The 18,366-nt window shown below is 67.1% G+C and carries 17 protein-coding genes; 4 read left to right on the forward strand and 13 right to left on the reverse strand.

Features of this window, described 5'->3' with window-relative positions; genetic code table 11:
- Positions 1-4: 4 nt before the first annotated feature.
- On the forward strand, positions 5-1,294 hold the full coding sequence (locus MC380_RS12375) for an ATP-binding protein (protein WP_343223576.1): 1,290 nt from the start codon (positions 5-7) through the stop codon (positions 1,292-1,294).
- 74 nt (positions 1,295-1,368) lie between these two features.
- Here the strand turns inward: MC380_RS12375 and glmU are convergent, their stop codons facing one another.
- Positions 1,369-2,733 (reverse strand): bifunctional UDP-N-acetylglucosamine diphosphorylase/glucosamine-1-phosphate N-acetyltransferase GlmU, encoded by a 1,365-nt coding sequence (gene glmU, locus MC380_RS12380; RefSeq protein WP_242101670.1) that lies wholly within the window; start codon positions 2,731-2,733, stop codon positions 1,369-1,371.
- A gap of 61 nt (positions 2,734-2,794) precedes the next feature.
- Between glmU and MC380_RS12385 the strand changes: the two genes are divergently transcribed.
- Together MC380_RS12385 and MC380_RS12390 are read left to right on the forward strand one after the other, a co-directional pair.
- Positions 2,795-4,825, forward strand: a complete 2,031-nt coding sequence (locus tag MC380_RS12385; RefSeq protein WP_242165093.1) for a hypothetical protein — start codon at positions 2,795-2,797, stop codon at positions 4,823-4,825.
- Positions 4,822-5,211 (forward strand): GtrA family protein, encoded by a 390-nt coding sequence (locus MC380_RS12390; RefSeq protein WP_242101672.1) that lies wholly within the window; start codon positions 4,822-4,824, stop codon positions 5,209-5,211. The genes MC380_RS12385 and MC380_RS12390 overlap by 4 nt, the downstream gene beginning before the upstream one ends.
- A 197-nt stretch (positions 5,212-5,408) precedes the next feature.
- On the opposite strand, the gene MC380_RS12395 is transcribed toward MC380_RS12390, so the two are convergent.
- The 9 genes from MC380_RS12395 to MC380_RS12435 form a co-directional block, all read right to left on the reverse strand.
- Positions 5,409-5,834 carry a F0F1 ATP synthase subunit epsilon gene (locus MC380_RS12395; protein WP_242101673.1) on the reverse strand — a complete coding sequence of 142 codons (426 nt, stop codon included), beginning with the start codon at positions 5,832-5,834 and terminating at the stop codon, positions 5,409-5,411.
- A 116-nt stretch (positions 5,835-5,950) separates the two neighbouring features.
- Entirely contained in the window at positions 5,951-7,381 is a 1,431-nt protein-coding gene (atpD, locus tag MC380_RS12400) for a F0F1 ATP synthase subunit beta (RefSeq protein WP_242165095.1), read from the reverse strand.
- Between the two features lie 101 nt (positions 7,382-7,482).
- Complete coding sequence (atpG, locus tag MC380_RS12405; protein WP_242101675.1) at positions 7,483-8,346, reverse strand: F0F1 ATP synthase subunit gamma; 864 nt, start codon at positions 8,344-8,346, stop codon at positions 7,483-7,485.
- 82 nt (positions 8,347-8,428) lie between these two features.
- Entirely contained in the window at positions 8,429-9,979 is a 1,551-nt protein-coding gene (gene atpA / locus MC380_RS12410; protein ID WP_242165097.1) for a F0F1 ATP synthase subunit alpha, read from the reverse strand.
- 81 nt (positions 9,980-10,060) lie between these two features.
- Positions 10,061-10,588 (reverse strand): F0F1 ATP synthase subunit delta, encoded by a 528-nt coding sequence (locus tag MC380_RS12415; RefSeq protein ID WP_242165099.1) that lies wholly within the window; start codon positions 10,586-10,588, stop codon positions 10,061-10,063.
- Positions 10,589-10,591: 3 nt separating this feature from the next.
- Positions 10,592-11,062 (reverse strand): F0F1 ATP synthase subunit B, encoded by a 471-nt coding sequence (locus tag MC380_RS12420; RefSeq protein ID WP_242101678.1) that lies wholly within the window; start codon positions 11,060-11,062, stop codon positions 10,592-10,594.
- Positions 11,063-11,159: 97 nt separating this feature from the next.
- On the reverse strand, positions 11,160-11,438 hold the full coding sequence (atpE, locus tag MC380_RS12425; protein ID WP_242101679.1) for a F0F1 ATP synthase subunit C: 279 nt from the start codon (positions 11,436-11,438) through the stop codon (positions 11,160-11,162).
- An 87-nt stretch (positions 11,439-11,525) separates the two neighbouring features.
- Complete coding sequence (gene atpB, locus MC380_RS12430) at positions 11,526-12,365, reverse strand: F0F1 ATP synthase subunit A (protein WP_242101680.1); 840 nt, start codon at positions 12,363-12,365, stop codon at positions 11,526-11,528.
- A gap of 10 nt (positions 12,366-12,375) precedes the next feature.
- The gene (locus MC380_RS12435; protein WP_242165101.1) at positions 12,376-12,783 is read right to left on the reverse strand and encodes an ATP synthase subunit I; all 408 of its coding nucleotides are present in this window, start codon (positions 12,781-12,783) and stop codon (positions 12,376-12,378) included.
- Positions 12,784-12,978: 195 nt separating this feature from the next.
- On the opposite strand from MC380_RS12435, the gene MC380_RS12440 reads away from it, so the two are divergent.
- Positions 12,979-13,185 (forward strand): DUF2061 domain-containing protein, encoded by a 207-nt coding sequence (locus MC380_RS12440; protein WP_242101682.1) that lies wholly within the window; start codon positions 12,979-12,981, stop codon positions 13,183-13,185.
- Between the two features lie 168 nt (positions 13,186-13,353).
- Here MC380_RS12440 and MC380_RS12445 read toward each other — a convergent pair whose 3' ends face one another.
- The 3 genes from MC380_RS12445 to MC380_RS12455 form a co-directional block, all read right to left on the reverse strand.
- A complete protein-coding gene (locus MC380_RS12445; protein ID WP_242165103.1) occupies positions 13,354-15,249 on the reverse strand; it encodes an N-acetylmuramoyl-L-alanine amidase in 1,896 nt (631 codons plus the stop codon).
- Positions 15,250-15,380: 131 nt separating this feature from the next.
- Entirely contained in the window at positions 15,381-17,183 is a 1,803-nt protein-coding gene (gene lpdA, locus MC380_RS12450) for a dihydrolipoyl dehydrogenase (RefSeq protein WP_242101684.1), read from the reverse strand.
- A gap of 34 nt (positions 17,184-17,217) precedes the next feature.
- Positions 17,218-18,360 carry a mechanosensitive ion channel domain-containing protein gene (locus MC380_RS12455; protein WP_242165105.1) on the reverse strand — a complete coding sequence of 381 codons (1,143 nt, stop codon included), beginning with the start codon at positions 18,358-18,360 and terminating at the stop codon, positions 17,218-17,220.
- Positions 18,361-18,366: the final 6 nt, after the last annotated feature.

The raw sequence follows: 18,366 nt of genomic DNA on the forward strand, positions 1-18,366 counted from the left end.
CCCATTGGGTCTGCTCTACGCGCTGATTGCCGCGGCTTACATGCTGGCGGCGGCGACGCTGACGCTGGTCTTGCAGCGCTGGCTGGTGCCGTGGGCGGCCGTGGTCCTTGCTGCGGGCGTCCTGTTGCCGCTGTTGACCTGGCACGTGCATCGCGCGTTTGCGCCGATGCGTTCGCTGTTCCGCGCGCTCGCCGGCAGCGTGGCCAGCTATCGCGACGGTGACTACAGCTTCGGCCTGTCCTGGAACGGCCACGGCGATCTGCGCGAACTGGTCGACGCGCATCGCGCGCTGGGCGATGCTCTGCGCGAGCAGCGCCTGTCGCTGGTCCAGCGCGAACTGCTGCTCGACACCATGGTCCAGAACACGCCGGTGTCGATGGTGCTGGTGGATCCGTCGCGGCGCGTCGTGCATGCCAACCTGGCTGCGCGCCGGCTGCTGGGCGAAGGTCGCAAGCTGGAAGGCCAGGACTTCGACGTCCTGCTGGAACGGACCGACCCAGCGGTGCGCGAGGCCTTCGCACGCGGTGGCGACGGCATGTTCACCGTTGGCGAGGGCGAGGAAGAAGACATCTACCACCTCTCGCGCCGCAGTTTCCGTCTCAACGGGCGCCGCCACGAGCTGGTGATGCTGCGCCAGCTCACCGCGGAACTGCGGCGCCAGGAAGTACAGACCTGGAAGAAAGTGATCCGTGTGATCAGCCACGAACTCAACAATTCTCTCGCGCCGATCGCCTCGCTGGCGCATTCGGGCGCGGAGCTGCTGCGACGCGGCCAGCTCGAACGGCTACCGACTGCGCTGCAGACCATCGAGGAACGCGCGCGGCACCTGGAAGGCTTCATCCGCGAGTACGCGCGTTTCGCCAAACTGCCGGCACCACGTACCGAACCGGTGGAATGGGGGCGCTTCGTCGACCAGCTACGCGACCAGGTCGAATTCGCCCACGACCTGTCGCCCGCCGATGGCGTCGCGCGCTTCGATGTCGCGCAAATGGAACAAGCCCTGCTCAACCTGGTACGGAATGCACACGAATCCGGCTCGCGCCCGCAAGACGTGCGCCTGCACGTGCGCCGTGCCGCGGACGCATGGCGGATCGACGTACTCGACCGCGGCAGCGGCATGAACGAGGCGGTGCTGGCGAATGCGCTGCTGCCGTTCTATTCGACCAAGCGCAACGGCACCGGGCTGGGGCTGGCGCTGGCCCGCGAGATCGCCGAGGCGCACGGCGGCCGCATCGCCCTGCTCAATCGCGAAGGTGGAGGCCTGTGCGTGAGCATGGTGTTGCCGGACGTGTAGGTCGGCCCTATGCGGCCGACATCGCGGACATCGGGGAAGTCGTGGAGGACATACGTCGGGGACGTAGCCCCGACCTACTTCTTCTTCGGCCGGTTCCAGCCTTCGATCGCGGTCTGTCGCGCGCGCGCCACCGAGAGCCGGTCTGCGGGCGCGTCGTGGGTGATGGTGGAGCCTGCGCCGATGGTCGCATTCCTGCCGATGGTGACCGGCGCGACCAGTGCGGCATTGGAGCCGATAAACGCGCCGTCTTCGATGGTCGTGCCGAACTTGTTCACGCCGTCGTAGTTGCAGGTGATGGTGCCGGCCCCGATGTTGACGCCCGCACCGACCACCGCGTCGCCGAGGTAGGTCAGGTGGTTCGCCTTGCTGCCCACGCCGAGCCGGGCATTCTTGGTTTCGACGAAATTGCCCACGTGCACGCCGTCGGCGAGCACCGTACCCGGGCGCAGGCGCGCATACGGGCCGATCTGCACCGCACCTTCGGTGCGCGCGCCGTCCAGGTCGCAGTGCGCCCGCACTTGCGTACCGGCTGCCAGATGCACGTCCTTGAGCCGGGTGAACGGACCGATCCGGACGCCGTCGCCAAGCACGACCTCGCCTTCCAGGATCACATCGATGTCGAATTCCACGTCCCGGCCGACGCTGACCCGGCCGCGTACGTCCGCGCGGGTCACGTCCGCGAAGCGCGCGCCTGCCACGCACAACGCGCGCACGGCACGGCGCTGGAAGGCGCGCTCGAGTTGTGCCAGCTGCCAGGGGTCGTTGGCGCCCTCGGTTTCGATCGGGTCAGCCACCAGCACCATTTCGGCGGCGCTGTACTCGTCCGCCGCCTGCGAGAAGATGTCGGTCAGGTAGTACTCGCCCTGCGCGTTGTCGTTGGAGAGCGCCGCCAGCCAGCCCTTCAGCGCGGTCGATTCGGCGGCGATGATGCCTGTGTTCACGGTGCGGATGCGTCGCTGCTCGTCGTCGGCATCCTTGTGTTCGACGATCGCGGCCACCCGCCCTTCAGCATCGCGGATGATGCGGCCGTAGCCGGCGGGATCGGCGAGTTCGGCGACCAGCACCGAAAGCCGGGAGCCCGACGCCAGCAGCCGCTGCAGGCTGTCGGCCGTGATCAGCGGGACATCCCCGTACAGCACCAGCACCTGCGCGCCATCGGGCACCTGCGGCATCGCCTGCTGCAGCGCATGGCCGGTGCCGAGCTGCTGCGCCTGCTCGACCCAATGCAGGTCTTGCTGTTCGGCGAATGCGGCTTGCACCGCGTCGCCGCCGTGGCCATGGACCACATGAATGCCGTCGGGTGCGAGCGCGCGCGCGGCCTCGATGACATGGGCCAGCATCGGCCGTCCCGCGATCTTCTGCAGCACCTTGGGCTGGGTCGAGTTCATGCGTTTGCCCTCGCCGGCGGCGAGGATCACGACGTGCAGGGGGGCGGGCATGGTCGTCCGGCTCGTGGAAAGCGCCAATTCTACGGTTGACGGCCTTGTTAGCATGTCGCCGATGACGCGCGATGGCGACGCCACCCCTGCGATGCAACACGATCGCCCGCGCCGGCCACCCGCCTTCGCCATGGCATTGCTCTGGGCCGGGCCGGCGGCCTGTGTGGCGGGGCTGGGTATTTATCGCCTGTGGGAACACTGGCGCCCCGGACGCTTCGGCGAACTGCTGCTGATCGCGCTGGCGGTCGCCGGGCTTGCGTGGGGACTGCGACGCGTGACGCGCTGGTCCCAGGCAGGCTGCCAGGTGCTGGTGCTGGTGGCGGCCCTGGCCGTATTCGCGGGCCCACTGCCCCTGCTGGCGGCGGGCCTGCTGGGCTTGGCGGCTCTCGCGGTGGGAGGCCTGCTTGCCGGTCCAGTGGCGGCGCGCTGCGTCTACGGGCTGGCATTGCTCGCGGGCGTCGTGGGTTGGCTGTTGCCTCTGCCGATCCACTCGCGATGGAGCTATCTCGCCCTGTGCCTGGCGACCATCGCCTGGAGACGCCACGCCGTGCTCGATGCGTTGCGCGACGCGCGCGTCGGCTGGCATGACACGATCGCCACTGCGCCCCGCGCCGCCGCCTGGGGCGTGCTCGCGCTGGGTCTTGCGGCGACTGCCACCTGGCTGCCGACCCTGCAGGCGGACGATCTGGGCTATCACCTGCGCCTGCCCTGGGAACTGCAGCTGCGGGGGCGCTATGCGCCCGACCCCTGGCTGCATGTCTGGGCAGTGGCGCCATGGGCATCCGACGTGCAGCACGCGGTCGCGCAGTTGGTGGCGGATCGCGAAGCGCGGGGCGCACTCAACGCCCTGTGGATCGCGCTCACGGCGGCCGGCGTATGGCGGCTGTGCAGACTGGTCGGCGGCAGCCAGCGGCAGGCGTGGATCGCCGTTGCCCTGTACGCCAGCCTGCCGCTGACCGCTGGCCTGGCCGGCGGCATGCAGACCGAAACCGCCGCGACTGCATTGCTCGTCTGGCTCGCCTGTCTGGTACTCGATCCCACCGGCGACCCGAAGGGACGTGCGCTCTTCGCCGGCGCCGTCATCGTGGGCGGCCTCTTCGGCCTGAAGCTCCTCGCCGGGATGCAAGGACTGCTGTTGATCGTGTGGGCGGCCTGGCTGCGCCGTCCGTGGCCCGCCCCCGGAAAACTCGTGGCCGCATCCGCGCTGGCGCTGATTGTCGCCGGTTCAAGCTACGTGTACGCGGCGACAATTGCCGGCAACCCGTTTCTGCCGCTGTTCAACGCCTGGTTCCAGTCGCCCTACTTCGACGCGGCGAATTTCGACGACGCCCGCTGGCATGCGGGTTGGTCGCCGTGGCTGCCCTGGACGCTGACCTTTCGCAGCGCCGACTATCACGAGGGCTTCGCCGGCGCGGCCGGCTTTGCGCTCGTGGCCTGCGCCGGCGCCTGGCTGCTGGCCCTGTGGCACCGGCCCACGCGTGCGCTGGCCACGGCGAGCCTCGCGATGCTGGCGATCACATTGCTGCCGTTGCAGTATCTGCGCTATGCCTTTCCCCCGTTGGTCCTCGTGTTGCCGGCGCTGGTATCCGCAGCGACCCACTTCGCGCCACGTAGCGGAGCGCATCTGCTGGTCGCCGTCTGCGTGGTGAACTTCGCCTTCCAGGCCAATGCCCAATGGATGCTGCGGACCGGTGCGCTGAAGCAGACGGTGTTGCATCCTGGCGATCCGTCGCCGTTGTATGCGCAGTACGCGCCCGCGCGCGAAGCCATCGCCGGGCTACGCGAACAGGGGCACCGCAACGTGCTGCTGATCGCTGACGACGCGCCGTGGATCGCCGAACTCGGCAGCCGTGGCCGGACGACCTCGTGGTACGCGCCCGCCTTGCAGCGCGCCGCGGCTGCCGCCGAACGCGACCCGAGCGGCGCGGCGTGGAGGCGGCTGTGGCGCAAGGAAGGGATCAGTCATGTGCTCGTGCGCACGAGCACAATCACCGCTGCCCAGAAGGCGGCCCTGGCGGGCGCAGGCGCCAGGTCGCTGCCCAGCGTCGGAGACATCGCCACCTGGCAGCTTCCCGCGGACGCCACGCCATGACCCTGGCCCGCCACGCACGCCATTACACCCTCATAGGCGGTGTGCAATGGCTGGTCGACTGGGGCGTGATGGTGGGCCTGAGCCACCTGGGCATGGCGGTGGAGCCGGCCAACATCTTCGGGCGCATCGCCGGGGCGCTGCTGGGCTACTGGCTCAACGGCCGCTTCACCTTCGCCGGCGACGACACCGAGGTCGGTCGCACCCAGCTGCAGCGCTTCCTGATGATGTGGCTGTGCACCACCGCCGTGAGCACCTGGGCGATGGGCAGTATCGACGACTGGTTCGGGCTGAAATGGGCGTGGCTGGCCAAGCCGGGAGTGGAATTCCTGCTCGGCGTGATCGGCTTCGTACTGTCGCGGCACTGGGTGTATCAGAAGAAGCCGTGATCGTTGATTCGTGAGCGGGGAACGAGCTTGCTCGCGAATGCCGTACCTTCCTGCAGGCGGGCAAGCGCGATGGCATTTGCGGCTGAAGCCGCTGCCACGATCACCGACTGCGATACGTACAGAAACGCCGGCACTTGGCCGGCGTCCTGTCACCGCAAACCCAGAGCAGCGGGGCAAGCCCCGCCCTACTGCGGCGCTTAGTGCTTCAGGTTCTTGCGCAGACGTTCCAGCGCTTGAAGCTGCGCCGTCACCTCCGCCAGGCGCTGCTGCGCCTCGGCGACTTCCATCGCCTCGCCGCGGCCGGCGAGGATGCGCTCGGCCTCTTCCTTCGCCGTCCGCACCGAGGCCTCGTCGATATCCTGCGCGCGCACCGCGGTGTCGGCCAGGATGGTCACCACCTGCGGCTGCACTTCCAGGATGCCGCCGGAAATGGCGAAGTCGAGCTGTTCGCCGTTTTCCTGCGTCACCACGACCTTGCCCGGCTTCAGGCGCGTGATCAGCGGCGCGTGGCGCGGCGCGATGCCGAGCTCGCCGATTTCGCCGGTCGCCACCACCAGGGTGGCTTCACCGTGGAAGATCTCGGCTTCGGCGCTGACGATGTCGCAACGGATGGTGGATGCCATAAGTAAACGCCTTTCTACCTTTTCCCCCTCTCCTGTTTGCGGGAGAGGGCAGGAGTGCGAGTGCGGGCCGGCGCCCTCACCCTAGCCCTCTCCCGCAAACAGGAGAGGGAGCCGCATTACGCCTTCTCGGCGATCTTCTTGGCCTTCTCGACCGCTTCCTCGATGCCGCCGACCATGTAGAACGCCTGCTCGGGCAGGTGGTCGTACTCGCCGTCGACGATGCCCTTGAAGCCGCGGATCGTGTCCTTCAGCGACACGTACTTGCCCGGCGAGCCGGTGAACACTTCGGCCACGTGGAACGGCTGCGAGAAGAAGCGCTCGATCTTGCGCGCGCGGGCCACGGCCAGCTTGTCCTCTTCCGACAGCTCGTCCATGCCCAGGATCGCGATGATGTCCTTGAGCTCCTTGTACTTCTGCAGCGTGGCCTGCACGCGGCGCGCCGTCTCGTAGTGCTCGTTGCCGATCACGTTGGGGTCGAGCTGGCGGCTGGTCGAGTCCAGCGGATCCACCGCCGGATAGATACCCAGCGCGGCGATGTTGCGCGACAGCACCACGGTCGCGTCCAGATGCGCGAAGGTGGTGGCCGGCGACGGGTCGGTCAGGTCGTCCGCGGGCACGTACACGGCCTGGATCGAGGTGATCGAACCGGTCTTGGTCGAGGTGATGCGCTCCTGCAGCACGCCCATTTCCTCGGCCAGCGTCGGCTGGTAACCCACGGCCGACGGCATGCGGCCCAGCAGCGCGGACACTTCGGTGCCGGCCAGGGTGTAGCGGTAGATGTTGTCGACGAAGAACAGCACGTCGCGGCCCTTGCCGTCGGCATCCTTCTCGTCGCGGAAGTACTCGGCCATGGTCAGGCCGGTGAGCGCGACGCGCAGGCGGTTGCCCGGCGGCTCGTTCATCTGGCCATACACCATCGCGACTTTCGACTCCTTCATGTTGTCCAGCTTGATGACGCCTGCCTCGGCCATCTCGTGGTAGAAGTCGTTGCCTTCGCGCGTGCGCTCACCCACGCCGGCGAACACGGACAGGCCGCTGTGCTCGGTGGCGATGTTGTTGATGAGCTCGAGCATGTTCACCGTCTTGCCCACGCCGGCGCCGCCGAACAGGCCCACCTTGCCGCCCTTGGCGAACGGGCACATCAGGTCGATCACCTTGATGCCGGTTTCCAGCAGCTCGTTGGCCGCGGCCTGGTCCTCGTAGGACGGCGCGGGGCGATGAATTTCCCAGTGCTCGGTCGCCTCGACCGGGCCGGCTTCGTCGATCGGCTCGCCGAGCACGTTCATGATCCGGCCCAGCGTGCCCGTGCCGACCGGCACCGACACGGCCTTGCCGGTGTTCTCGGCGATGAGGTTGCGCTTCAGGCCGTCGGTGGAGCCAAGCGCGATCGTGCGCACGACGCCGTCGCCCAGCTGCTGCTGCACTTCCAGCGTGATCGCGGTGTTCTGCACCTTCAGCGCGTCGTAGACCCTCGGCACGCTCTCGCGCGGGAATTCGACGTCGACGACGGCGCCGATGATCTGGACGATCTTGCCCTGGTTGCTCATGTTCAACTTCCTCGAATTGCAATGCTTCTTTTGCAGGAGCGACGTGAGTCGCGATCTTCTGGCACGGGTTCGCGACTTATGTCGCTCCTACGGGAATGGGGTCAAACCGCCGCGGCCCCGCCGACGATTTCCGAAATTTCCTGGGTGATCGCCGCCTGCCGGGCCTTGTTGTAGACCAGGTTCAGCGTTTCGATCAGCTTGTTGGCGTTGTCGCTGGCCGCCTTCATCGCGACCATGCGCGCGGCGTGTTCGGAGGCAACGTTCTCCATCACCGCCTGGTAGACCAGCGATTCGACGTAGCGCGTCAGCACGTGCTCGAGCACGGTTTCCGCGTCGGGCTCGTAGATGTAATCCCATTCGTGCTGGGCGACCGCGCCGTCGGACGGCGGCAGCGGCAGCAGCTGGTCGAACGCCGCGCGCTGGGTCATGGTGTTGACGAAGTCGTTGTAGCAGAGGAAGACCTTGTCGACCGTGCCGCTGCTGTAGGCGTCGAGCATTACCTTGATCACGCCGACCAGCTGCTCGACGCGCGGGGTATCGCCCAGATGGCTCACCGAGGCCAGCATCTCGACCTTGATCCGGCGGAAGAACACCGAGGCCTTCTGCCCGATGGTGACGACGTCGACCTGCACGCCCTGTTCCTGGTGCTTGCGGATCTCGCCCAGCAGCCTGCGGAACAGGTTGTTGTTGAGGCCGCCGGCCAGGCCGCGGTCCGAAGACACGATGACGTAGCCGACGCGCTTGATCTCCGCGCGCTCGACCAGGTAGGGATGCCGGAACTCGGAATTGGCCTGCGCCAGATGGCCGATCACCTGCTTCATGGCGCGCGCATACGGGCGCGAGGCCTTCATCCGCTCCTGCGCCTTGCGGATCTTGGAAGCCGAGACCATCTCGAGCGCGCGCGTCACCTTGCGGGTGTTCTGCACGCTCTTGATCTTGGTTTTGATTTCCCTGCCGCCTGCCATCTCGTTTTCCCGTTAGGGTGCGCCCTGGCGCACCGTCGCTAACCGCGATTCAACACCGGTGCGCCGGGGCGCACCCTATTCATCACCAGCTACCCGTCGCCTTGAAGTCCTCGATGCCCTTCTTGAACGCGGCTTCGAAATCGTTGTTCCAGTCGCCGCTGGCGTCGATCGCCTTGAGCGTGTCGCCGGCGGTGTTGGCGAAGTGCGCATGCAGCGCTTCCTCGAATCCGCCGATCTTGGCGACCGGCACATCGTCCATGTAGCCGTTGTCGACCGCGTAGATGGCCAGCGCCTGCTGGGCCACCGACATCGGCGCGTACTGCTTCTGCTTCATCAGCTCGGTCACGCGCTGGCCGCGCTCGAGCTGCTTGCGGGTGGCGTCGTCCAGATCGGAGGCGAACTGGGCGAACGCGGCGAGCTCGCGATACTGGGCCAACGCGATGCGGATGCCGCCCGAGAGCTTCTTCATGATCTTGGTCTGGGCCGCGCCACCCACGCGCGACACCGAGATGCCGGCGTTCACCGCCGGACGGATGCCGGCGTTGAACAGGTCGGTCTCGAGGAAGATCTGGCCGTCGGTGATCGAGATCACGTTGGTGGGCACGAATGCCGACACGTCGCCGGCCTGGGTCTCGATGATCGGCAGCGCGGTCAGCGAGCCGGTCTTGCCCTTCACTTCGCCATTGGTGAACTTCTCCACGTACGCTTCGGACACGCGCGCGGCGCGCTCGAGCAGGCGGCTGTGCAGGTAGAACACGTCGCCCGGATAGGCTTCGCGGCCCGGCGGGCGGCGCAGCAGCAGGGAGATCTGGCGGTAGGCGACGGCCTGCTTGGACAGGTCGTCATAGATGATCAGCGCGTCCTCGCCGCGGTCGCGGAAGTACTCGCCCATGGTGCAGCCCGAGTACGCGGCGATGTACTGCATCGCGGCCGATTCCGAAGCCGACGCGGCCACCACCGTCGTGTAGGCCATCGCCCCGTGCTCTTCCAGCTTGCGCACGATGTTGGCGATGGTCGAGTTCTTCTGACCGATCGCCACGTAGATGCATTTGATGTCCGAATGCTTCTGGTTGATGATCGTGTCGATCGCCACCGCGGTCTTGCCGGTCTGGCGGTCGCCGATGATCAGCTCGCGCTGGCCGCGCCCGATCGGGATCATCGAGTCGATCGCCTTGTAGCCGGTCTGCACCGGCTGCGATACCGATTTGCGCCAGATCACGCCAGGGGCGATGGTTTCCACCGGCGCCGAGGTCCTGGCTTCGATCGGACCCTTGCCGTCGATCGGCTCGCCCAGCGCATTGACCACGCGGCCGAGCATTTCCGGGCCGGTCGGCACTTCCAGGATGCGGCCGGTGGTCTTGGCCACGTCGCCTTCGCGCAGGTGCTCGTAGTCGCCCAGCACCACCGCGCCCACCGAATCGCGCTCCAGATTCAGCGCGAGCGCGAAGGTCGCATTGGGCAGCTCGATCATCTCGCCCTGCATGGCGTCGGCCAGGCCGAAGATGCGCACGATGCCGTCAGACACCGAGGTTACGGTGCCCTCGTTGCGCGCCTCCGCGGACAGCTTGACCTTCTCGATGCGGGCCTTGATCAGCTCGCTGATTTCGGACGGGTTGAGCGTGGTGGTTGCCATTGCTTCGTTTCCTGTAGGGCGGGCCCTGGCCCGCCTTGGTGTTTTGCGTTCCGTTCGGCGGGCTCGAGCCCGCTTACGTGGTTACTGGTTCAATGCCGCCTGCAGCCGCTGCAGCTTGCCGCGCAGCGAACCGTCGATGACCATGTCGCCGGTGTCGATCAGCGCACCGCCGATCAGCGATTCGTCGATCGCGGTTTCGACGTGCACTTCGCGGCCGAAGCGCTTGCGTAGCGCCGCCGTGATCGTGTCGAGCTCGCCCACGGGCAGCGTGGTCGCCGAGGTCACCTTGGCCCGTACGACCTTCTCGGCGTCGGCGCGCAGCTGCTCGTACAGCCCGGCGATTTCCGGCAGCAGCGTCATGCGGCGGTTCTCCGCCAGCAGGGCGAGGAAGTCGGCGAACGCCGGTTCTGTGCCATCGACCGACAGCAGCGTGATCGCATCGCCAGCGGTGAGCCTGGGGTTGGCGAGCAGCGACGCGACCTGCGAGTCGGCGGCGATGCGCGCCGCGAATCCGAGCGCGTCGGACCACTGCGCGAACCTGCCGCCGTCCCGCGCGATCGCGAACGCGGCGCGGGCATAGGGACGGGCGAGGGTGAGGGTCTGGCTCACGCGTCAGATCTCCGCGGCCAGCTCGTCGAGCAATGCCTTGTGGGCGTTGGCATCGATTTCGCGGCGCAGCAGCTTTTCGGCACCGGTCACCGCCAGCGCGGACACCTGCCTGCGCAGATCTTCGCGGGCGCGATTGGCGGCTGCGTCGATTTCGCTCTGGGCCAGCGCCTTCTGCCGCGCGCCTTCGCTGATCGCCTCGGTCTTGGCCGCGTCGACGATCTGGTTGGCGCGCTGGTGGGCCTGCTCGATGATCTCGTTGGCCTTCGCACGCGCGGCCTTGAGCTCCTCGTTGACCTTGTCCTGCGCCTGGGCAAGGTTCTTCTGCGCATTGTCGGCGGCGGCGAGGCCTTCAGCGATCTTCTGCTGACGCTCCTCGATGGCCTTCATCAACGGCGGCCAGATGAACTTGACGGTGAACCAGATGAGGATCGCGAACGACAGCATCTGGCCCAGCAAGGTGATATTCGGATTCATGTCGTGCCCTGCGGATCGGTCTGCACCACGGCGCCATGCCGGGGTGCTGCTTGCCACGCACGGAAGCGCGAGGCTTCCGTGCGTCGTGCCGGTTCGATCAACCGCCCGCGGCGCTGGTGACCGCGGCGGTCAGCGGATTGGCGAAGGCGAACATCATCGCCACGCCGACGCCGATCAGGAACGCCGCGTCGATCAGGCCGGCGAGCAGGAACATGCGGCCGGACAGCATCGGCGCGAGTTCGGGCTGGCGGGCGACGGACTCGAGGAACTTCGAACCCATGATGCCGATGCCGAGCGCAGCGCCCATGGCGCCGAGGCCGACGATGAGGCCGATGCCGAGGGCGGTGAAGGCCTGGACTTGGGCGATGAATTCCATTGTGGATCTCCGGGTTGACTAAAGGAAAAGTGGTGGTGGAAGCAGTTTCTTTAAAGCGGGGATGGATCGATGCGTTCGGCGGACGCGTTAATGGTGCTCGTGCGCCATCGCCAGGTAGACGACGGTCAGCACCATGAAGATGAAGGCCTGCAGCAGGATGATCAGAATGTGGAAGATCGCCCAGCCGGCATTGAGGAACACGCCGGGCACGAAGGTCACCCACGAAGCAAACAGGCCGGCGATCAGCATGAACACCAGCTCGCCCGCATACATGTTGCCGAACAACCGCATGCCCAGGCTCACCGGCTTGGAGAGGTATTCGACGATGTTGAGGAACAGGTTGGGCAGCGCCAGCACGATCTTCGCGAACGCGCCCTCGGCGTGGAACGGTGCGGTGAACAGCTCCTTGGTGAAGCCCCAGCCGCCCTTGGCCTTGATCGAATAGAAGATGATCAGCAAGAACACCACGATCGACATGCCGAAGGTCGTATTGATGTCGGCGGTGGGCACCACGCGCAGGTAGGTGTGATGGGCGGTCTCCTCACCGGCGACGGCCTGGATCGCGGCCGCCGGCAGGTCGAGCGGCAGCAGGTCCATCGCGTTCATGAAGACCACCCAGACGAAGATGGTCAGCGCCAGCGGCGCGATGAAGCGGCGATCTCCGTGGAACGCGTCCTTGACCTGCGAATCGACGAATTCCACCACCAGTTCGACGAAGGCCTGGGCCTTGGAGGGGACGCCGGAAGTCGCCTTGCGCGCCTGCGACCAGAGCAGCAGGCATCCGAGCAGGCCCACGGCCAGCGCGACCATCCAGCTGTCGACATGGAAGGTATTGCCCGCGACCTGCGCCGTGTTGTGGGTCAGGTGATGGACGATGTACTCGGTCAGCCCGCCGCCCGATCCGCTACCGCTGGGTTCAGCACTCACGCACGCATCCTCAGTTCTTTGATCTGACGGCGAACAACCACGCCACCGTTGCCGCCACCGCGCCCGCCAGCACCGCCGGCGCAGGCAACTTCCAGGTCGCAATGGCCAGGTACAGGCCCATGCCGACCGCGATCCACTTCAGCGCGGTTCCCAGCAGCAGCCGCCCCAACAGCACGCCGCCACCGGCCACGCTCCCCCCGAATGCACCCCAGGCTGCCAGTCCGCTGCCCAACGTCATCGCCAGGCCGCCCGCAAGCGCGCCAAGCCCCGCCGCCCTTCCCCAGATCAGGCAGGTCAGCGCGGTCGCGAGCGTGGCAACGGTCTGCGCGACCGCCACCCGCTGCGCCAGCCGCCGACCCGCGGCGATGGAGTTGAGCACGCGCGTGTGTCCGGGAGTTGGCAGGGGCCGCAGAGCCATGAAAACCGCCCCGCGAAGCCATAAAAGTATAGCAGTCGTTAAAAACCGGTGCCAATGGCGACAGCCATGGAAGGGGCGGATGGCGCGACCCTCGCGATAGATGATCGCTATCGCATTGACTGCATCAATCCATTGGATTTTGGGGCAACTGCCACTATCCTACAAACGAGAATGATTCTCATCGGAGCCCGCGCCATGACCAAGACCCTGAGCTTTGCCGCCGTGCATTTCTGCGTGGCCTTTCTCGTCGGCTACCTGATGACCGGCAGTATCTGGGTCGGCGGCGCCTTGGCGCTGGTAGAACCTGCCTGCAATACGGTGGCCTTCCACCTGCACGAAAAGGTCTGGAAACGGATCGAACGCCGGCGTACGACCGGATCCGCTCCGCCGCTGGCCGTCTGAGCAGATCGGGCCGCACAGATCGGGCCGCGAAGATCCGGCCGCGGAACCTTTGCCGAATCGCCCGGTCAATCCTTACCGAGGCCTGCGGCCGCTTCCTCGTCGATCTCCCCGCAGGTCCACCGAAGCCCCGGTTACCGCCGGGGCTTCGCCTTTTCAGGCCTTCTCGCGTCAATTGCGCAGCTGCACGTCGTCCACATAAAGGTTGACCGGGTAACTCGTCTGCGCCCGATAGAACCAGATCGCATCGAGCTTCACCGAACTGGCGGTGATTGCGCCGTTGCTGCCGCCCGCCCAGGCGATCCACTGGGCCGCGTCCGACAGGCTCCATTCCACGTATGCCCAGCTGTTGGCCGGAATCGCACGGCTGGTCGAGCGTTCGGTGCCGTCGCTGTCGTCGATGCCGACCGCCACGCTCATCCCGGTGCCACCCGAATACACCCAGAAGCCGATGCGGCCGCTGCGCGCCAGCGCGACGTTGCTGCCGGGGTTGCCGCTGCCCGAGAGCAGACGCACGGCCCAGTCGCCAGAACTCGACGCGTTGTCGACCAGGCGCACATTGAGCGAACACGTGCCGCCGTGCGCCAGGCTGCAGTTGCGCGCGATGCTGGAACTGGTCGCGACGCCGGTGGTGCTGCCCGAATAGGTCGGACTGGTGACGAAATGACCGACGCTGCTCTCGAAGGTATCCAGCGGCGTGGTTCCCCCGGCAGCCGGATTGATCAGGCTGTAGTAACGCGACCAGTTCCAGTTGATGCCCGGATCGGTATGGGTATTGTCGGTCAGGTGCTGGTGGCCCTTGATATGCACGCTGGCACCCAGCTTCGGCCCGTCGTACGACGTCGCGGCTCCCTGGTAGGCGTTGGCGCAGGTCACGCCCGCGTACTTCGGACAGATCGCGCGCACCAGCGCCGCGGACGCGTTGTACATCGCGGTGGTGTACCAGCTGGCGTTGTTGACGTAGCCCTCGTGCTCGATTCCGATCGAATACGGGTTGTGCGAGCGCGCGTGCCAGGCCTTCTGGCTCTCGCGCACCATCTGCGTCACCTGGCCGTCGGAGCTGCGGATCAGGTAATGCGCGCTGACCTGGCTGTCGGGGTTCTGGAACCACGCGATTGAGCCGGCATAGCTGCCCTGCATGGTATGCACCACCACTTCGCGCACCGAGTCCCCGCGCGCGGAGTAATTGGGCGATGGCACCCACAAGGCCGGACCGTAGTCGGTGCTGGCGATCCCCACCATGCCCTCGGCGGACTGCAGGGGCGGTTGCGCGCGCAGCCGCTCGCTGATCGGGTCGATGGCGATGCCGGCGGCCTCGACCGTATCGCGCTGGATGTCGAGCCTGACCATCGGTGCATGGAGCTTCACCAGCATGTCGACCGGAAACGCGCGCTCCCATTCGACCGCCCGTTCCGGCACGCGGATGCCGTTGTCGTCGACCCCGCGATCCAGCGCCAGCAGCACGTCGAAGGCGAAGCTGGCGCGCGCGTAGTCGCCCACCGCGCCGGTGGCCGAAAATCCGGCGTAGCGCTGCAGCGCCAGCGCCTGGGCTTCGATGTCCGGCTCGGGACCGGCTGCGCGCAGCGCGCGCTCGAGCAGGGCCGCCGCGGCCAGGATGTTGAAGCCGGGATTGCGTTTGATCTTTTCCGCATCCACGCCGAGCAACGCCGCCGCCTCTGCGATCTGGTCGGCGAAGCCCTCGCCCTGGTACAGGCCCATCACGCCGTAACCGCGGGGCATGTGGCCGTTGCCGGTTCCGTCGCGGTCGGAACGCAGGTTGTGCCAGCGGCTCTGGGTGTAGGCGATGGCTTCCAGCATCCCGGCCGGGATGCGCGGGTAGCGCGCGTAGGCAGCGCGGAACAGGGCCGGATAGTAGGTGCGTTCGCGCCGCAGCAGCAGCTGGTGCGCACGCAGCCGCTGCGCGAACTCGCCCGCTTCGCCCGCGGCGGCGAGCGCCCTGGTCTGCTCCGGCGTCGTAAACGCCGGCTGCCTGGCGTTGGCGGCCGCACCGCCGATGCCTGCGATGCAGGCGAACGCAAAGATCCACCGCACATGACGGTCGCGCATGTCGAGCTCTCTCCCTGATGACGTCGGCGTCCCCTGCAGGGCAGGAATACGTCACGCGCGCATGGCGCGCCATCTAGGGAGGACCCTAGCGCAGGTTCAAGAGCATTCGATGCGGCCGAACGCCCGCAGGTTCAGCCCTTCTTCTTCGGGATGTACAGATCGGTGACCGTCCCGTCGTAGACCTCGGCCGCCATCCCGACCGATTCACTCAGTGTCGGATGCGGATGGATGGTGTGGCCGATGTCCAGCGCCTCGCTGCCCATCTCGATCGCGAGCGCGATCTCGGCGATCATTTCGCCGGCGTGCACGCCGACGATCGCGCCACCGATGATCCGGTGCGTGGCCTCGTCGAAGACCAGCTTGGTGAAGCCCTCGGCGCGGCCGATGCCGGTCGCGCGCGCGCTGGCCGCCCACGGGAACTTGCCGACGCCGATCTTCAGCCCCTTTGCCTTCGCTTCGGTCTCGGTCACGCCGACCCAGGCGATCTCCGGATCGGTGTAAGCGACCGAAGGAATTACGCGCGCCACCCATTCCTTCTTCTCGCCTGCAGCGACTTCGGCCGCCAGCTTGCCCTCATGCGTGGCCTTGTGCGCCAGCATCGGCTGGCCGACGATGTCGCCGATCGCGAAAATATGCGGCACATTCGTGCGCATCTGCGCATCGACCGCGATGAAGCCGCGCTCGCCCACGCGCACGCCGGCCTTGCCGGCGTCGATCTTGTTGCCGTTCGGCGTGCGCCCGACCGCGACCAGCACGCGGTCGTAAAGCTTGTTGTCGGGAATGCTGTCGCCGTCGAAGCTCACCGCGATACCGTTCTTCTGGGCCTTGGCCTCGACCACCCTGGTCTTCAGATGCACCGCCACGCCCTGCTTCTTCAGCCGGTCGGCCAGCGGCTTGACCAGGTCCTTGTCGGCGCCAGGCATCAGCTGGTCCATGAACTCGACCACGGTGATCTGCGCGCCGAGCGCGCGGTAGACCGTCGCCATCTCCAGGCCGATGATGCCGCCGCCGACGACCAGCAGCTTCTTCGGCACCTCGGCCAGTTCCAGCGCGTCGGTCGAATCCATGATCCGCGGATCGTCCCAGGGGAAACCCGGCAGCTTCAGCGCCTGCGAGCCAGCGGCGATGATGCATTGCCCGAAACGCAGCAGCTGGGTCGCGCCGCCATCGCCGGCGATTTCCAGTTCGTTGGCGGACACGAACCTGGCCGTGCCGGCGACCACGCGCACCTTGCGCTGCTTGGCCATGCCGGCCAGGCCCTTGTTGAACTGGCCGACGACCTTGTTCTTGTAGTCGCGCAGCTTGTCGATCGAGATCTTCGGCGTGCCGAACTCCACTCCGTATTCGGTCGCGTGCGCAGCCTCGTCGATGACCGCCGCGGCGTGCAGCAACGCCTTGGACGGAATGCAGCCCACGTTGAGGCAGACGCCGCCGAGGACCGGGTAGCGCTCGACCAGCACCGTATCCAGTCCGAGATCTGCGGCGCGGAATGCGGCGGTGTAACCACCGGGCCCGGCCCCCAGCACGACGATGGCGCATTCGATATCGGGCTTGCGCCCGCTGCCCGCTGCGGCCTGCGGCGCCGGTTCGGCCGGCTTGGCGAGCGAAGGCGCGATCGGCGGCGATACCGGCTCTTCCGCTGCGGCCCTGACTGGAGCCGGAGCGGGCTCATTCTTGATGGGCGAAGCCGCGTCCTGCGCTTCCAGGACCGCGACCACCGCGCCCTCCGAGAGCGTGTCGCCCAGCTTGACCCTGAGTTCCTTCACCGTGCCGGCCACGGTGGAAGGCACCTCCATCGTCGCCTTGTCCGATTCCAGGGTGATCAGGCCCTGGTCCCTGGTGACCGTATCGCCGACCGCGACCAGCACCTCGATCACCGGTACGTCGCTGTAGCCGCCGATGTCGGGCACCTTGATCTCGATGAGGTTGGCCATGCTTGGAATCTCCGATCGGTAATGGGGCCGCGCGTCAGCGCGATGCCGGATCCTGTTGACACGAGGCGGCTTCCGCGCGCGCAGCCTCTTCCTCGATGACGCGTTGGGTGTCCGCCTGGGCATCGTTGCGCGCCAGCGCGGCGCGCTCTCCGGGCGCCAGGACCGTCGCGGCATCGGTTGCCGCAGCCGTGGTCGACGGCGCCTCTCCGCGCAGCGCGGCGATCGCTTCGGCGCCGCTGAGCCCGAACGCGCTGCGCAGGTTGAGGTCGCGCTGCGGGAACGGAATCTCGATGCCATGCGCCTTCAGCGCGGTATCCAGTTCCCACAGGTAGGCCGCCGTGATCGCGGCATTGCGGCGCGCGGCTTCCTCGGTCAACCAGACCGCGAGGATGAACTCCACCGCGCTGTCGCCGAAGTTCACCAGCCAGACCTGCGGTCGCTTCTCGCCCTCGGTGGCCAGGGTGAAGGGCACGCGCGCCGCGGCTTCCAGCGCCGCCTTCTTCACCAGTTCCTTGTCCACCCCGTAGGCCACGGCGAAGGGCACGCGCACGCGCCGGTTGACCGAAGCGTGGGTCCAGTTCACCACCCGCTTGGTGACGAACTCCGAGTTCGGTACCAGCACGTCGATGTTGTCGTTGGTGGTGATGCGCGTGGCCCGGATGTTGATCGCGCGCACGTTGCCGCGGATGTCGCCTTCCAGCTCGACGAAATCGCCGACCTTGAGCGAGCGGTCGAACAGCAGGATCAGCCCGGAGATGAAGTTGCTGAAGATCGCCTGCAGGCCGAATCCCAGGCCCACGCCGATGGCGCCGGCGAACACCGTGAACTTGCCCAGCGGAACGCCGGCCAGGTCGAACGCCAGCAGGATGCCGACGACCAGCAGCAGGTAATGCAGCAGACGCGAGACCGTGTACAGCGCGGCCTGATTGGCGTTGGCATAGCGCTCGCCGTAACGGCGCAATGCGCGTCGCAGCAGCGCCGACAGCGCCATGGCCGCGAGGATCGCCAGCACGGCCGTGATCATGCCGCCGATGGTCACCTCGATCCCGAACGCCTGCAGCGGCTGGAACTGCAGCAGTTCCTGGATGTCGCCCCAGCCACGCCGGGCCACGCCGCTGGCGGCGTCGCGCAGCCGGTCGCCTGTCTGCTCGAGGTTGCGGTCGTTCGCAGGCTGCATCACGGG

The organism is Lysobacter sp. M15 (assembly GCF_022662515.1).
Lineage (GTDB): Bacteria > Pseudomonadota > Gammaproteobacteria > Xanthomonadales > Xanthomonadaceae > JAKPBU01.

Bases quoted from the DNA above. Each gene is read 5' to 3' on its own strand.
- atpG (WP_242101675.1), bottom strand. From the start codon at position 8,346: ATGGCAGGCGGCAGGGAAATCAAAACCAAGATCAAGAGCGTGCAGAAC.
- MC380_RS12440 (WP_242101682.1), top strand. From the start codon at position 12,979: ATGACCAAGACCCTGAGCTTTGCCGCCGTGCATTTCTGCGTGGCCTTT.
- MC380_RS12395 (WP_242101673.1), bottom strand. From the start codon at position 5,834: ATGGCATCCACCATCCGTTGCGACATCGTCAGCGCCGAAGCCGAGATC.
- MC380_RS12455 (WP_242165105.1), bottom strand. From the start codon at position 18,360: ATGCAGCCTGCGAACGACCGCAACCTCGAGCAGACAGGCGACCGGCTG.
- MC380_RS12390 (WP_242101672.1), top strand. From the start codon at position 4,822: ATGACCCTGGCCCGCCACGCACGCCATTACACCCTCATAGGCGGTGTG.
- glmU (WP_242101670.1), bottom strand. From the start codon at position 2,733: ATGCCCGCCCCCCTGCACGTCGTGATCCTCGCCGCCGGCGAGGGCAAA.
- MC380_RS12435 (WP_242165101.1), bottom strand. From the start codon at position 12,783: ATGGCTCTGCGGCCCCTGCCAACTCCCGGACACACGCGCGTGCTCAAC.
- atpE (WP_242101679.1), bottom strand. From the start codon at position 11,438: ATGGAATTCATCGCCCAAGTCCAGGCCTTCACCGCCCTCGGCATCGGC.
- MC380_RS12420 (WP_242101678.1), bottom strand. From the start codon at position 11,062: ATGAATCCGAATATCACCTTGCTGGGCCAGATGCTGTCGTTCGCGATC.
- lpdA (WP_242101684.1), bottom strand. From the start codon at position 17,183: ATGGCCAACCTCATCGAGATCAAGGTGCCCGACATCGGCGGCTACAGC.
- MC380_RS12385 (WP_242165093.1), top strand. From the start codon at position 2,795: ATGACGCGCGATGGCGACGCCACCCCTGCGATGCAACACGATCGCCCG.
- atpA (WP_242165097.1), bottom strand. From the start codon at position 9,979: ATGGCAACCACCACGCTCAACCCGTCCGAAATCAGCGAGCTGATCAAG.
- atpD (WP_242165095.1), bottom strand. From the start codon at position 7,381: ATGAGCAACCAGGGCAAGATCGTCCAGATCATCGGCGCCGTCGTCGAC.
- MC380_RS12445 (WP_242165103.1), bottom strand. From the start codon at position 15,249: ATGCGCGACCGTCATGTGCGGTGGATCTTTGCGTTCGCCTGCATCGCA.